We start from the raw sequence: 14383 nt of genomic DNA, 5'->3' as shown, positions 1-14383 counted from the left end.
TTCGAATAGTCCGAACGACATCTGAATGGCTTCCTTAACTGCGACTAAGTAAGTCGTAGTTCGAAGAGTAGCTGCTTTTTGGATATCGTGCAACGGAACGCGCAATTGCGTGCCGGCAATTTCCATTTTCAAAGAATGGATTCTTGCTATCTTTGTCACGGATGTCTAGAATCCGCGAAATTGACAAGCGTGTCAAAGATGGCGGGAAACTGTCCCGTCCCTGACAAACAGCCGCGCGGCGCGCGGCTTCTAGCGGAATCCGTTCTCATGTCCACCGACGCATCACTTTCGACACCATCCGCCGGCGGCCAGGCCGCCGTGTGGCGACATATCTTTGCGGGTTTCAGCGCGAGCCTCGTCGGCATTGGCCTCGCGCGCTTCGCGTACACGCCGCTGCTGCCGCCCCTCATTCAGGCGCACTGGTTTGCCGCGTCGGATGTGGTGTATCTGGGCGCGGCGAACCTTGCGGGCTATCTGCTCGGCGCGCTGCTCGGCCGTCCGCTTGCGCATCGTTTGACGAACACGCACACGCTGCGGGCGATGATGGTGCTGGTGACCGCCGCGTTCCTTGCATGTGCGTTTCCCGTATCGGTCGCGTGGTTCTTCGTCTGGCGTCTGCTGTCGGGTGTGGCGGGGGGAACGATCATGGTGCTGGTCGCGGCGACCGTGCTGCCGCACGTGCCTGCGGATCGCAAGGGGCTCGCCAGCGGCGCGATCTTTCTTGGCCTCGGCGTCGGCATCGCGGCATCGGGGACGATCGTTCCGCTGCTGCTCAATCTGGGTTTGCGCAATACGTGGATCGGCATTGCGATCCTGTCTGCCGCCCTGACGCTGGCGACGTGGTACGGATGGCCGCGCGCGACCAGATCGCACGCGGCGCATACATCAGCGGCCGCGATGGCACGCAATCCTTCGGTCGTCCGCGTGCTTTACGCCGAATACGCATTGATGGCGATCGGCCTCGTTCCCACGATGGTTTTCCTCGTCGATTTCATTGCGCGTGGCCTTGGCGCGGGCGCGCATGTCGGCGCGTCATATTGGATTCTGTATGGTGTCGGCGCTATTTCCGGTGCGCCGTTATATGGCTTCGTGGCCGACCGCTTCGGTGGACGCCTCGCAATCCGTGTGCTGTCGCTGCTGCAGATTGTCGTGGTCGCAGCCTTCGTCATGTCCAGCAATCCGATCGTGATTGGCGTGCTGACGCTCGCAATCGGCAGCTTCCCGCCAGGCATCGTGCCGATGATGCTCGCGCGCATACACGAAGTCGTGCCGCACGATCACGTCAGGCAGCACAAGATCTGGAGCCGCGCCACAACGACGTTTGCTGCATCGCAAGCCATTGCGGGTTATACGTATTCGGCGCTGTTCAATACGAGCGGCGGCAATCATAGATTGCTATTTGCAATCGGTGCAGTCGCGCTGGTGTTTGTCGTCATCGTCGATTATGTCGCGCCGCTATTCGCACGTGAGCGCGCATAAAAGCAGAGCTGAATATGGCGTGAAAATGGCAGCGCAATGACCGCTCTGCCATTCAATGAAAAGCGCACTCGATCAGATCGTTTAATGAGGATAGAAGGCCCTTGCGTTAACAAGGATTAACTACCGCTAGCGCTTTCGGCGACTGACAATTCCCACATTCAGTTCAGCAGTGACGTGCGTGCATCGACGCGGGAGGTTTCGAACGTGAAGGCAGGCGTGGACCGGTCGTTCCGGAACGCACTGGACGGCGTCGAATCACTTCGTCCCGAAGACGCGCCGTCGCCGTCGTTGCAACGCGGCAGCCTGCGTCTCGAGCTCATGCCGCGTCTGCTCATTCTCGGTGTCTGCGGCTGGTCGTTGATCGAAACGCCCGCGGAGTTCGATCCTTCTGCCGGCGACCTCGGTGTCGCGGCGCTCGCCGTGGCGAAAATCGCGTGGACGGTGATCGGCGTGGCGGCCGCACGCGGTATCAGGCGTGCGCAATGGATCTTTTCGTTCCTGTGCGGACTGAGCCTCGTTGCGATCGTGCCCGCCTTGCCCGTCGAGCTGAATGAGTCGGGGTGGATCTTCACGCAATCGCTCGTTGAATGCGTGCTCAAGGCAGGCGCGCTGCTCGCATTGGCTACAGCTAGACGGACAGCGGCTTCCTGAACAGATCTCTTGCGATCGAACAGAAGAGGTCGGTTGTCGGGCTCTGATCCTGCAAGCGACGGCTCATGATGATGGGCGACGACACGCTCGCTTCTTCTATCGACCGATACGTCACGCCGCGCGCCCGCAATCCCCGCACGCTCTCCGGTACCAGACACACGCCCACTTGCGCGGCGACGAGTCCCAGTGCCGTTTGCAGTTCTCTCACTTCGTGTATTGCAGCCGGTTCGACGGCATGATCGCGAAACGCCGACAATTGCTGATCTGCGTAGCTTGGGCGCGGTGTCGACGGATAGATGATCAGCGTTTCTTTCGACAATGCGTCGAGCGTCAAGTGCTTGACGTCCGCAAGCGCGTGGCCGGCAGGCAACGCGGCAATTAGCGGTTCTTCGACGAGTACCTCGCGCGCCAGTTGCGATTCGTCGAAGCGTATGCGCCCAAAGCCGACGTCGATGCGCCCGCCCTTGAGCGCGCTCAGTTGCTCGATCGTGAACATCTCGATCAGCGAAATCTGGATCAGAGGCGCCGCTTCCCTGAACGCACGGATGACATCGGGCAGCGGGCCATACAGCGTGGACGGCACGAAACCAATCACGATCCGCTCCGCCAGTTGCGCGAGCCGCCGCGTGAGCGGCAACAGTTCATCGCTTTCTTCGAGCAGACGCTTGGCTTGTGCGTAGAACACGCGCCCGGCTTCCGTCAGCTTGAGCGGACGGGCGGCGCGTTCGAACAGCGCCAGCCCGACGCTGTCTTCGATCTGCTGGATCTGCCGTGAGAGCGGCGGCTGCGTCATGTTCAGCCGCTCGGCAGCCCGGGTGAAGTTCCTTTCTTCGGCGACCGCCACGAAATAACGAAGTTGACGCAGTTCCATCTATGCCCCGAAGGTATGGAAATAGACTCAATCGGTCTTGGACGGATTCCGGCCGCGCCCCTAGTATGGGCACATCAGCAGGAGAGCCGTATGATACCAAGCGCCGTTCAGATACAAGCTGTAGAGACCATTCTCGTCGATGTTCCGACGATTCGCCCGCACCGTCTTTCGGTCGCCACGATGAACTGCCAGACGCTCGTGCTGGTTCGGATTCAATGCGCTGATGGTATAGCGGGTTGGGGGGAAGCCACCACGATCGGTGGCCTCGCATATGGCGAGGAAAGCCCGGAAAGCATCAAGACCAATATCGACACCTATTTCGCGCCGATGCTCAAGGGCATGGACGCAACCCGTCCCGGTCAGGCAATGGCGAAGCTGCGCGAATGCTTCCAGGGCAACCGCTTTGCGAAGTGCGCGGTGGAAACCGCGCTGTTCGACGCGCAGGCACAGCGCTTCGGCGTGCCGCTGTCGGAGCTGTTCGGCGGCCGCGTGACGGATTCCGTCGAAGTTGCGTGGACGCTGGCGAGCGGCGACACCGGCCGCGATATCGACGAAGCGCATGTGATGCTGGAGAAGAAGCGTCACCGCGTGTTCAAGCTGAAAATTGGCACGCGTGCGCCGGCCGACGATGTCGCGCACGTCGCGGCCATCAAGGCGGCCGTGGGCGAACGCGCCGAAGTGCGCGTCGACGTGAACCAGGCGTGGAGCCAGGCAGAAGCGATCTGGGCGAGCGAACGTCTCGCGGACGCAGGCTGTAATCTGATCGAGCAGCCCATCGCCGCCGACGACCGTCGTGGCCTGAAGCGCCTCACGCACCAATCGAAAGTACCCATCATGGCTGACGAAGCGCTGCACGGTCCCGTCGATGCATTCGACGTCGCTAGCGCCCACGCAGCCGATGTATTCGCGGTGAAGATCGCGCAGTCGGGCGGTTTGACGGGCGCGGCGAGCGTGGCTTCGATTGCGCTTGCAGCGGGCGTCGACCTGTATGGCGGCACGATGCTCGAAGGCGCGGTCGGCACTATCGCTTCCGCACAACTGTTCAGCACGTTCCGCGAACTGAAGTGGGGCACCGAGCTGTTCGGTCCGCTGCTTCTGACGGAAGAAATTCTCACCGAGCCGCTGCGCTACGAGAACTTCTCGTTGCACTTGCCGCAGGGCCCGGGACTCGGTATTCAACTCGACCTCGACAAGATCGGGAGACTGCGCCGCGATTCGAAGTACGGCGCGAGTGTGGTCAAAGGTTAGCTATGGCGGTGCTGAATCCGCAGCGCCCTAAGCACATTTGGCATCGTCATCAGTGATTGGACTAAAAGGAGACATCCCCATGGACATCAAAACCATCGACGCCCTGTTGAACAAGATCAACGCAAGCGCCACGCACGAAGGTAACGCCCGCACGAAGCAGGTGGTCAATCGCATCATCCGCGATCTGTTCATCACGATCGACGAACTCGACGTGAGCCCGAACGAATTCTGGTCCGCGCTCAACTATCTCGGCGAAGCGGGCCAAAGCGGCGAGCTGGGTCTGCTCGCTGCCGGTCTGGGCTTCGAGCATTTCCTCGATGTGCGTCTCGACGAAGCAGAAGCGAAGGCTGGCCTGCAAGGCGGCACGCCGCGCACGATCGAAGGTCCGCTGTATGTGGCAGGTGCGCCGGAAACGACGGGCCATGCACGCCTCGACAACGGCAACGAACCGGGCGAAACGCTGGTGATGCGCGGCCGTGTACTCGACGACGCTGGCAAGCCGGTGAGCGGCGCGCTGGTCGAAGTGTGGCACGCGAACCATCTGGGCAATTACTCGCACTTCGACAAATCGCAAGCCGCATTCAACCTGCGCCGCTCGATTCGCACTGACGCAGACGGTGTCTACAGCTTCCGCAGCGTGGTGCCGATCGGTTATAGCGTGCCGCCGGAAGGCAAGACGCAGCAACTGCTCGATCTGCTTGGACGTCACGGTCATCGCCCGGCGCATATTCACTTCTTCGTGTCGGCGCCCGGCTTCCGCAAGCTGACGACGCAGATCAATATCGAAGGCGATCCGTATCTGTGGGATGACTTCGCTTTCGCGACGCGTGAAGGTCTCGTGCCTGCCGTGAAGAAAGAAGAAGGCGCAACGGGCAAGCCTTATGGCATCGACGGCCAGTTCGCGTTGATCGATTTCGACTTCAGCCTCGTCAAGGAAAGCAACAAGGTGCCGACGAGCGAAGTGGAACGCGTGCGCGCCTGAGATCGGCGGGATCGCTTGAAAGTATGAATCGCGGCCGCCGTTCGAGGTGGCCGCATTGTTTGAAGGCGTGGCCCGAAGTAACAGTCGCGCCATTGCAATTGCATTGAATCTAAAGGGAGTGCACGAATGCTATTTCACGTGAAGATGGTCGTTAAGCTGCCGCCCGATATGCCCGTCGAGCGCGCCAACGAATTGAAGGCCACGGAAAAGGCCCTGGCGCAGCGTCTGCAAAAGGAAGGCATCTGGCGACACCTGTGGCGCATTGCAGGACTCTACGCCAATTACAGCGTGTTCGACGTGGAAAGCCCGGCGCAACTGAATGAGATCCTCATGCAATTGCCGCTTTATCCGTATATGGAAGTGACGGTGGATGCAATGTGCCGTCATCCGTCGTCGATTCATGACGACGATCGCTAAAGGTCTTGCGCAAATAAAAAAGGAAGAGGCGCGGAGTACGTCTCTTCCAAAGCACTACCAGGGTAGCCTCAACAGGCAACAACTATAACAACAAGAAGCTCTGAATCAATCCAGCTCAATCGAGTGATGAAGCCGGGCCGAAGAACTCGAAACGGCTCTGCTTTTCAGGTACGCCAATCGCCTTCAGGTGCCGCTTCACCGCCTTCATGAACGACTTGGGTCCGAGGAAATACACATCGACGTCGCGATTCGCGGGCAGCCATTCGATCAGGCGCGCTTCGTCGATATACCCTTGCGCGTGGTGCGCGTCGTCTTGCTGACGCGGCTTCTCATACACATAGAAACGCTTGAGTTGCGGATGGCGCGCAGCCAGTTCGTCGATGTGATCGCGGAACGCATGCACGCCGCCGTGACGCGCGGCGTGAATGAAGTGAATCGGACGCGACGTTTGCAGCGCGGCGTTCAGCATCGCCAGCGTCGGCGTGATGCCAACCCCGCCGCTGATCAGCACGAGCGGCTTGTCGCTCTGTTCCAGCGTGAAATCGCCCGAGGGCGTGAGCAATTGCAGCGTCGCGCCTTCGTGCACCGAGTCGTGCAGATAGTTCGACGCCTTGCCGTTCGGCTCGCGCTTCACGCTGATCCGATATTCGCGGCCGTTTGCCGCAGCCGACAATGAATAGTTGCGGCGAATCTCTTCACCATCAACAGTCAACTTCAGGCCGATGTACTGGCCCGGATGGAATTCGAGCAGATCGCCGCCGTCCGCGGGACGCAGATAGAACGACGTGATCTCGTCGCTCTCCTTGACCTTGCGCGCCACGACGAACGGACGCGTGCCGCGCCAGCCGCCCGTGGCCGTTTCCTTCTCGACATACACGTTCTCTTCGAGGCCGATCAGCAGGTCGGCGAGTTGCTGATATGCAGCGCCCCACGCTTCGATCACGGCATCCGTGGCGATTTCCGGTCCGAGTACTTCGCGGATCGCGCGCAGCAGACATGTGCCGACGATCGGATAATGCTCGGGCAGGATGTTCAGCGCGACGTGCTTGTTGACGATCTGCGAAACCAGTCCGCCGAGTTGTTCGAGTTGTTCGATATGACGCGCGTACATCAGCACCGCATTCGCGAGCGCACGAGGCTGATCGCCCGATTGCTGGTGCGCCTGATTGAACAGCGGGCGCACGCTCGGGTACTCCGCCAGCATGGTCTTGTAGAAGTGCGTCGTGAGCGCTTCGCCACCGCTTTCGAGCAGCGGTACGGTTGCCTTGACGATTGCGCGATGTTCGGCTGACAGCATGAGTGAATTCCTCGCAGTGTGGAGTGAGTGGAGTCCCGCGCAAGCGCGGCGGGTTTTCAGATTCTTCTAATGCATCTATCGGGCCAGCTTGGAATCGTCTTAAAATCAGTCGCTTAGAAACATCGGCCGTGAATATGACAAGGGTTAAATCGACTCCATCGGGGGTCAAACTGACTGCACCGGAGGTGCTCGACGCGTTGATTCCGCTCGTCGAGGATCTGTCACGCGATCTGCCCGAGCGCGAGCGCTATCGCCGTCTGCTGACGACGTTGCGCACGCTCTTTCCAGGCGACGCCGCGGCGCTGCTGCGTCTGGATGAAGACACGCTCGTGCCGCTCGCCATCGACGGACTCGCGGGCGACACGCTCGGCCGCCGCTTTCGCGTGAGCGACCATCCGCGTTTCGAAGCGCTGCTGTCGAGCGAAGAGCCGACGCGCTTTCCGGCCGATTCCGATTTGCCCGATCCCTACGACGGTCTCGTGCAGGGCGTCAGCGGCCATCTCGAAGTGCACGACTGCCTGGGCTGTCCGCTGCTGATCGGCGGCAGGCCGTGGGGCTTGCTGACGCTCGATTCGCTCGATCCGGCGCGTTTCGACAGCATCGACATGAACACGCTGCAGGCCTTTCTGAGCCTCGCGGCCGCGACGGTGAGCGTGGCGGAGCGCATCGATACGCTGGAGCGCAACACCGAAGAGGAGCGCCAGCGCGCGGAGGCGTACCGGCAGGCGAGCGGGCAGAGCAGCCGCGAACTGATCGGCAGCAGCGCGGCGCACCAGCAACTGGTCAACGAAATCCGCGTGGTTGCGAATAGCGATCTGACCGTGCTCGTCACGGGCGAAACGGGCGTCGGCAAGGAACTCGTGGCGAACGCGATTCACACCGGCTCGCCGCGCGCGAGCAAGCCGATGATCAGCCTGAACTGCGCGGCGTTGCCCGACACGCTGGTGGAAAGCGAACTGTTCGGCCATGTGCGGGGCGCGTTCTCGGGCGCGTCGTCGGACCGGCGCGGCAAGTTCGAACTCGCCGATGGCGGCACGCTGTTTCTCGACGAAGTCGGCGAGTTGCCGCTCGGCGTGCAGGCCAAGCTGTTGCGCGTGCTGCAGAACGGGCAATTGCAGCGCATCGGTTCGGATAGCGAGCACAAGGTCGACGTGCGGCTCATCGCCGCGACCAACCGCGATCTCGCGGAGGAAGTGCGCGCCGGCCGCTTTCGCGCGGACCTGTATCACCGGCTGAGCGTCTATCCGCTGCGTGTGCCGCCGCTGCGCGAGCGCGGGCGCGACGTACTGCTGCTGGCAGGCTTTTTCCTCGAAGAGAACCGCGCGCGGCTCGGTCTGCTCAGCATCCGCCTCGGGCAGGATGCGCAAGCCGCGCTGCTGTCGTACAACTGGCCGGGCAACGTGCGTGAACTGGAGCATATGATCGGCCGCAGCGCGTTCAAGGCACTGTCGCGCCATCGCGAGCGGCCGCGCATTCTGACGCTGACGGCGGCGGATCTGGGCATGTCGGCGAACAACGGCGGCGAGTTGCCACTGGGTGCTTCCGGCGCAGCTTCGGCGGGTACAGACGAAGCCGCCGTCGCCGATTTCCGCAGTGCCGTCACCGCTTACGAGCGCACACTCGTCAGCGACGCGCTGGAACGCAACGACCACAACTGGGCCGCTGTGGCGCGCGCGCTCGGCATGGACCGCGCGAACCTGAACCGGCTAGCGAAGCGCCTTGGCCTGAAATAGCGCACGGTTGGCCGCGTGGCAGAGAACTGATTTGGTAGTATCTGATTTGTCAGTCAGATTGCCGTTTCGTCAGGAGGCTCCGCGTGCGTCACTACACCAAAGACAATTTCAAACTCACCGAGAGCGTCGGCTTTCAGCTCGTGAAGGCGCGTAACCTCATCACGAACGAGATGGACGCGGCGCTGAAAGATCTCGACATCTCCAGCCAGCAGATGGGCATTATGTTGATGCTCCGGCAAAAGCTGGCGTCGACGCCGTTCGAACTGTCGAAGATGCTTGGCATCGACACGGGCCTGATGACGCGCATGCTCGACAAGCTTGAAACGAAAGGGCTGGTGGTGCGCTCGCGCGACGAAGAAGACCGCCGCGTCGTCAACCTCGCGCTGACCAAACCGGGCGCTGCGGTGGCCGACCAGATTCCCGACATCGCCCCCGACGTGCTCAATGCACGCCTGAAAGACTTCACGAAAACCGAACTCAACGAACTGCGCCGTCTGCTGCGCAAGTTTCTGAGCGACTGAGCACCGCTCGCGCTTCGCCATCCTTCCCGCCGCGCCCGCGCGGCGCGCGTCCGCCGGATTATCCGTCTGAAAGATAAGCATTGCTGCGACTACTGAAACAATGAGTTGCCCTCCGATACCGTTGACTGTATCTGACATGTCAATTATTGTTCTTGCAAATAGCGAGGAGTCAGAGATGTCGCACTATTCGAAGGAAGATTTTCATTTGACCGACAACATCGGTTTCGCGATCAGCAAGGCGCGCAATCTGTTGACGGTGCAGATGGATGCAGCCGTGAAGGGCCTGAACGTGCGGGCGCACCACGTCGGCATTTTCATGTCGCTATTGCGCGGCACGGAAACCACGCCAGTCATGCTGTCGCGCCATCTGGGCGTCGACACGGGGCTGATGACGCGCACGCTCGACAAGCTCGAAACGCTCGGCATGCTGACGCGCACGCGCAGCCAGGATGACCGCCGCGTCGTGAATCTCGAGCTGACCGGCGCGGGCCGCGAGGTTGCGCTGCGTATCGCGGAGATCGCGCCCGATGTGCTGAACGCCCGCCTGCAATGCTTCACCCGGGACGAATTCGACGAACTGCGCCGTCTGCTTGGCAAGTTCTTAAATGACTGAGCGCGATTGAACATTTTTTTACCCAATTATCTGATAGGTCAGACAATGAGCAATCAAATAAATGTCAGACGACACGCTTCGCGGGCGCTAAAAGTGGGCGTCACGGCGATGTTTGCTGCGGTACTGTCGGCATGCGTGAACTATGCCGGCATCCACAGCGACGCAAAGACGGCCGAGCCGCAGCAGTATGCAACGCAGCAGAGCATTCCCGCTGAACAGGGGCATTGGCCTGCCGCGAACTGGGCCGACCAGTTCGGCGACGCGCAACTGAAGGCGCTGATCGACGAAGCGCTGAAGAGCAGCCCGACGCTCGAGCAGGCGCGTGCTCGCGTGGCGGCGGCCTCGGCGTATAGCGAAACCGCGAAGGCGAGCACGATGCCGCGCGTCGATGCAAGCTACTCGCTCACACGCCAGCAATTTTCAGGCACCGCGCTCGTGCCGCCGCCGACCGGCGGCTCGTGGCAGACGGAGAACAAGGGGCTGCTGAGCGCTTCGTACGATCTCGACCTGTGGGGCAAGAACCGCGAAGCACTGAAGGCGGCGATCTCGCAGTTGCAGGCGAGCCAGGCGGACGCGGAAGTCGTGAAGCTGACACTGACGACCTCGATTGCCCGTACGTATAACCAGCTTGCGCGTCTCTATGCGCTGCGCGATATCGCGCAGCAGGAGATCGCGCAGCGCGAGCAGATCGACCGCATTACGGCGGGGCGTATTGCGACGGGGCTCGACACCGAAGTGGAGCGTAAGACCGCGCAGGCGAATCTCGCGACGAGCCGTGCCGCGCTGAAGTCGCTGGACGGACAGATTCTCACGACGCGATACCAGATCGCCGCGCTGATCGGCGCGGGTCCGGACCGTGGCTTGCAGCTTGCGCGCCCGACGCTCGGCATCGGCGACGACGTGAAACTGCCCGACAACCTGCCCGCCGATCTCGTGAGCCGCCGCCCGGACATCGTGGCCGCGCGCTGGCGCGTCGATGCGCAGACGCACGACGTGAAGGAAGCCAAGGCTGAGTTCTATCCCGACATCAACCTGAGCGCCGCGCTCGGTCTCGACGCGTTCGGTTTCGGCCGCTTTCTGACGGCAGCGAGCCGTACGGCGTCGGTCGGCCCCGCGATCCATCTGCCGATCTTCGACGCGGGCGAACTGCGCGCGCAGCTGAAGGGCCGTTACGCGGATTTCGACTATGCGGTTGCGACCTATAACCAGACGCTCGTGACTGCATTGAGCGAAGTCGCCACGCAACTCGCCGGCGTGCGCTCGACGGACGGACAGCTTGTCGATGCGCAGACCGCGCAGACCGCCGCGCGTCAGGCCGACCAGCTCGCGCTCGTGCAATACAAGGCGGGGCTTACGAACCAGCTGACCGTATTGAACGCCGATGTGAACGCGCTCTCCGCCGATCAGGCCGTCGCGAATCTGCGCATGGATCGCCGCGACCAGCAGATCGCGCTTGCGTCCGCGCTGGGCGGCGGTTTTGTCGATGCATCGAATGAAGATCAGAACGCGCGCGTCGCGTCTGCCACCGAAACGTCTTCCGCCGCCGCGCATTGAGCGGCCACCGATCGAACTGCCAGGAGAATAGATAATGAGCGAAGTCGAAACCACCGATCGCGAAACGACGCAAACGCCGGGCGCGAAGCAGGACTCGGCAACGAAGCCTGCGGCCGCTGCTTCAGGCGAGCCGAACACGCGCAAGCGCAAGCTGATGCTCGCGCTGCTGGGCGTGGCCGTGGTTGTGTCGTCGGCGGCGTATGGCGCGTACTACATGACCTACGCGCGCTACCACGAGTCCACCGACGACGCGTACGTCAGCGGCAATCTCGTGCAACTGACGCCGCAAGTGACGGGCACGGTGATCGCCGTGAACGCGGACGATACGCAGATCGTGAAGGCAGGCGACCCGGTCGTCACGCTCGACAATGCCGATGCGAAGATCGCGCTGGGCAACGCCGAAGCGACGCTCGGCCAGACCGTGCGCCAGGTGAGCGGCCTATACGTGAACAACGATTTCTACGCAGCGAATGTCGCGCAGAAGCAATCCGACCTGGCGCGTGCACAGGACGATTTGCGTCGTCGTCAGGCGGTCGCCAGCACGGGCGCTGTGTCGATGGAAGACATCGCGCATGCACGCGACGCCGTGACGGCCGCGCAGGCCGCGCTCGACGCCGCGCGCCAGCAGGCCGAAGCGAACCGCGCGTTGACCGATCGCACCACGGTCGCCGAACACCCGAACGTGCAGGCCGCCGCCTCGAAGGTGCGCGACGCGTACCTCGCGTATGCGCGCAACACGCTGCCCGCGCCCGTCACCGGTTACGTGGCGAAGCGCTCGGTGCAGGTCGGCCAGCGCGTATCGCCGGGTACGCCGTTGATGGCCGTGGTGCCGCTCGACGGCGTGTGGGTCGATGCGAACTACAAGGAAAGCCAGTTGCGCAACATGCGCATCGGTCAGCCCGTTACGCTGACGGCCGACGTGTACGGCAGCAAGGTGGAGTATCACGGCCGCGTGGTGGGCTTTTCGGCGGGCACGGGCAGCGCGTTCGCGACGCTGCCCGCGCAGAACGCAACGGGCAACTGGATCAAGGTCGTGCAGCGTCTGCCCGCGCGTATCCAGCTCGATCAGAAGGAACTCGAAGCGCACCCGCTGCGTATCGGTCTTTCGATGGATGTCGACGTCGACACGCGCGACAACACGGGGCCGCAACTCGGCGCCGCGATGAACACGACTTATCGCACGGATGTATTCGCGCAATACGGCGCGCAGGCCGATGCCGAGATCGACCGGATCATCGCGCAGAACATGGTGCCGACGCGCGCGGCGTCGCATGACACGGCGCGGGCGCCGCTCGCGAAGCGCGACGCCTCCGATAAGGCCGTTACCGCGCCGCACGCCGGCTAAGCCGAAGCAGAGGACGCGCACACCAACGCGTCCTCGTCTATGCAATTACCTGACAGGTCAGATAAAGAAAGCGCCATGAATCCCTCGACGCAAACTGCACCGGCCCCGTTCACCGGCGGCAAGCTGGTCCTCGCGACACTCGCCGTCGCGCTCGCGACGTTCATGAACGTGCTGGATTCGTCCATCGCGAACGTTGCGATTCCAACCATCTCCGGCAACCTCGGCGTCTCCGTCGACGAAGGCACGTGGGTGATCACGCTGTTTTCCGCGGCCAATGCCATCGCCATTCCGCTGACGGGCTGGCTTACGCAACGCGTCGGCCAGATCAAGCTGTTCGTGGTCTCGATCCTGCTGTTCGTGTTTTCGTCGTGGTTGTGCGGCATCGCGCCGAATCTGACTGTGCTGCTCGCTGCGCGCATCTTGCAGGGGCTGGTGGCGGGACCGTTGACGCCGCTTTCGCAGGCCATTCTGCTCGCTTCGTATCCGAAGGAGAAAAGCTCGACGGCACTGTCGCTGTGGGCGATGACGGCGACCGTTGGCCCGATTGCAGGTCCTGCGCTCGGCGGCTGGATCACCGACAGCTATAGCTGGTCGTGGATCTTCTACATCAACATTCCCGTTGGCATCTTTGCCGCTGGCGTGACGTGGATGCTCTATCGCGACCGCGAATCGCAGACGCGCAAGCTGCCCATCGACAAGATCGGCCTGTTGTCGCTGGTCGTCTGGGTTGCATCGCTGCAGATCATGCTCGACAAGGGCAAAGATCTGGACTGGTTCAGCTCGCCCGTGATCTGCGTGCTCGCGGTAGTCGCGGCGGTCAGCTTTATCTTCTTCCTGATCTGGGAGTTCACGGAGAAGAACCCGGTCGTCGATCTGCGGCTCTTTGCGGTGCAGAACTTCCGTGGCGGCACGATTGCGATTTCAGTCGCGTATGCAGTGTTCTTTGCGAACCTCGTGATCTTGCCGCAGTGGATTCAGGGCTATCTGGGCTATCGTTCGGTGGATGCAGGTCTTGTCACAGCGCCGCTCGGTATCTTCGCCGTGCTGCTCGCGCCCGTGATGGCGAAGATCATGCCGCGCTCCGATGCACGTGTGCTCGCCACACTCGCTTTTCTCGGCTACGCAGGCGTGTTCTTCATGCGCTCGCAATACACGACGGGCGTCGATCAATGGACGCTGATTCTGCCGACGCTGCTGCAAGGCATTCCGACCGCGCTGTTCTTCGTGCCGTTGACGGCGATCATCCTGTCGGGCCTGCCCGCTGAAAAAATTCCGGCTGCGGCGGGTCTGTCGAATTTTGCGCGGATCTTCGCGGGCGGCGTGGGGACGTCGCTGATCTCGACGGGCTGGAACAACCGGACGATCCTGCATCACGCGCAACTCGCGGAACAGTCGAGCGTGAACAACCCCGATTACGCGAACGCGCTCAATACGATTCACTCGGCGCTCGGCGGCAACATGGATCAGGCGGTTGCGTTCTTCGAGCGCTCGCTGAATGCGCAGGCTGCGATGCTCGGCCTGAACGATATCTTCTGGTTGTCGGCGGTGATCTTCATCGTGATCATTCCGCTGATCTGGCTGACGAAGCCACGCAAGGGCGGTGGTGGCGGCGCTGCGGCGGCAGGCGCGCACTGATCTGGCGTTACGTTGAAGGGAGAAGGCCCCGCTCGCA

The 14383-nt window shown here is 62.1% G+C and carries 13 protein-coding genes; 11 read left to right on the top strand and 2 right to left on the bottom strand.

Annotation, left to right across the window (positions count from 1 at the left end; translation table 11 throughout):
• Nucleotides 1-267 precede the first annotated feature (267 nt).
• Nucleotides 268-1479, top strand: coding sequence for a YbfB/YjiJ family MFS transporter (locus tag G3O01_RS26830; RefSeq protein WP_205809657.1), 1212 nt, complete (start codon nt 268-270; stop codon nt 1477-1479).
• A gap of 204 nt (nt 1480-1683) precedes the next feature.
• Nucleotides 1684-2130 (top strand): hypothetical protein, encoded by a 447-nt coding sequence (locus tag G3O01_RS26825; protein ID WP_205809656.1) that lies wholly within the window; start codon nt 1684-1686, stop codon nt 2128-2130.
• Here the strand turns inward: G3O01_RS26825 and G3O01_RS26820 are convergent.
• Nucleotides 2108-3001, bottom strand: coding sequence for a LysR family transcriptional regulator (locus G3O01_RS26820; protein WP_205809655.1), 894 nt, complete (start codon nt 2999-3001; stop codon nt 2108-2110). The two genes, G3O01_RS26825 and G3O01_RS26820, sit on opposite strands and share 23 nt — an antisense overlap.
• A 90-nt stretch (nt 3002-3091) precedes the next feature.
• On the opposite strand from G3O01_RS26820, the gene G3O01_RS26815 reads away from it, so the two are divergent.
• The 3 genes from G3O01_RS26815 (at nt 3092) to catC (ending at nt 5648) form a co-directional block, all read left to right on the top strand.
• Nucleotides 3092-4249: a muconate/chloromuconate family cycloisomerase gene (locus tag G3O01_RS26815; protein ID WP_205809654.1), complete on the top strand. Its 1158-nt coding sequence runs from the start codon at nt 3092-3094 to the stop codon at nt 4247-4249.
• A 79-nt stretch (nt 4250-4328) separates the two neighbouring features.
• Nucleotides 4329-5231: a catechol 1,2-dioxygenase gene (catA, locus tag G3O01_RS26810; protein ID WP_205809653.1), complete on the top strand. Its 903-nt coding sequence runs from the start codon at nt 4329-4331 to the stop codon at nt 5229-5231.
• A 126-nt stretch (nt 5232-5357) separates the two neighbouring features.
• Entirely contained in the window at nt 5358-5648 is a 291-nt protein-coding gene (catC, locus tag G3O01_RS26805) for a muconolactone Delta-isomerase (protein ID WP_205809652.1), read from the top strand.
• Between the two features lie 115 nt (nt 5649-5763).
• Here catC and hmpA read toward each other — a convergent pair whose 3' ends face one another.
• Nucleotides 5764-6945, bottom strand: coding sequence for an NO-inducible flavohemoprotein (gene hmpA / locus G3O01_RS26800; protein WP_205809651.1), 1182 nt, complete (start codon nt 6943-6945; stop codon nt 5764-5766).
• 134 nt (nt 6946-7079) lie between these two features.
• On the opposite strand from hmpA, the gene norR reads away from it, so the two are divergent.
• From norR to G3O01_RS26770, 6 genes are all read left to right on the top strand, one after another.
• Nucleotides 7080-8678 carry a nitric oxide reductase transcriptional regulator NorR gene (gene norR, locus G3O01_RS26795; RefSeq protein WP_205809675.1) on the top strand — a complete coding sequence of 533 codons (1599 nt, stop codon included), beginning with the start codon at nt 7080-7082 and terminating at the stop codon, nt 8676-8678.
• Nucleotides 8679-8761: 83 nt separating this feature from the next.
• Complete coding sequence (locus tag G3O01_RS26790) at nt 8762-9199, top strand: MarR family transcriptional regulator (RefSeq protein ID WP_205809650.1); 438 nt, start codon at nt 8762-8764, stop codon at nt 9197-9199.
• 175 nt (nt 9200-9374) lie between these two features.
• Nucleotides 9375-9812 carry a MarR family winged helix-turn-helix transcriptional regulator gene (locus G3O01_RS26785; RefSeq protein WP_205809649.1) on the top strand — a complete coding sequence of 146 codons (438 nt, stop codon included), beginning with the start codon at nt 9375-9377 and terminating at the stop codon, nt 9810-9812.
• 45 nt (nt 9813-9857) lie between these two features.
• Entirely contained in the window at nt 9858-11366 is a 1509-nt protein-coding gene (locus tag G3O01_RS26780) for an efflux transporter outer membrane subunit (RefSeq protein WP_205809648.1), read from the top strand.
• 34 nt (nt 11367-11400) lie between these two features.
• Nucleotides 11401-12711 carry an HlyD family efflux transporter periplasmic adaptor subunit gene (locus tag G3O01_RS26775; protein ID WP_205809647.1) on the top strand — a complete coding sequence of 437 codons (1311 nt, stop codon included), beginning with the start codon at nt 11401-11403 and terminating at the stop codon, nt 12709-12711.
• A gap of 75 nt (nt 12712-12786) precedes the next feature.
• Complete coding sequence (locus G3O01_RS26770) at nt 12787-14346, top strand: DHA2 family efflux MFS transporter permease subunit (RefSeq protein WP_205809646.1); 1560 nt, start codon at nt 12787-12789, stop codon at nt 14344-14346.
• The last annotated feature ends 37 nt before the right edge of the window (nt 14347-14383 follow it).

It is taken from the genome of Burkholderia sp. Ac-20365 (assembly GCF_017104715.1).
Taxonomy (GTDB): Bacteria; Pseudomonadota; Gammaproteobacteria; order Burkholderiales; family Burkholderiaceae; genus Paraburkholderia.
Note: the sequence above shows the minus strand (reverse complement) of the source record. Positions and strands in the feature narration are given on the sequence as shown.

Bases quoted from the DNA above. Each gene is read 5' to 3' on its own strand.
- G3O01_RS26830 (WP_205809657.1), top strand. From the start codon at position 268: ATGTCCACCGACGCATCACTTTCGACACCATCCGCCGGCGGCCAGGCC.
- G3O01_RS26820 (WP_205809655.1), bottom strand. From the start codon at position 3,001: ATGGAACTGCGTCAACTTCGTTATTTCGTGGCGGTCGCCGAAGAAAGG.
- G3O01_RS26815 (WP_205809654.1), top strand. From the start codon at position 3,092: ATGATACCAAGCGCCGTTCAGATACAAGCTGTAGAGACCATTCTCGTC.
- catA (WP_205809653.1), top strand. From the start codon at position 4,329: ATGGACATCAAAACCATCGACGCCCTGTTGAACAAGATCAACGCAAGC.
- catC (WP_205809652.1), top strand. From the start codon at position 5,358: ATGCTATTTCACGTGAAGATGGTCGTTAAGCTGCCGCCCGATATGCCC.
- hmpA (WP_205809651.1), bottom strand. From the start codon at position 6,945: ATGCTGTCAGCCGAACATCGCGCAATCGTCAAGGCAACCGTACCGCTG.
- norR (WP_205809675.1), top strand. From the start codon at position 7,080: ATGACAAGGGTTAAATCGACTCCATCGGGGGTCAAACTGACTGCACCG.
- G3O01_RS26785 (WP_205809649.1), top strand. From the start codon at position 9,375: ATGTCGCACTATTCGAAGGAAGATTTTCATTTGACCGACAACATCGGT.
- G3O01_RS26780 (WP_205809648.1), top strand. From the start codon at position 9,858: ATGAGCAATCAAATAAATGTCAGACGACACGCTTCGCGGGCGCTAAAA.
- G3O01_RS26775 (WP_205809647.1), top strand. From the start codon at position 11,401: ATGAGCGAAGTCGAAACCACCGATCGCGAAACGACGCAAACGCCGGGC.
- G3O01_RS26770 (WP_205809646.1), top strand. From the start codon at position 12,787: ATGAATCCCTCGACGCAAACTGCACCGGCCCCGTTCACCGGCGGCAAG.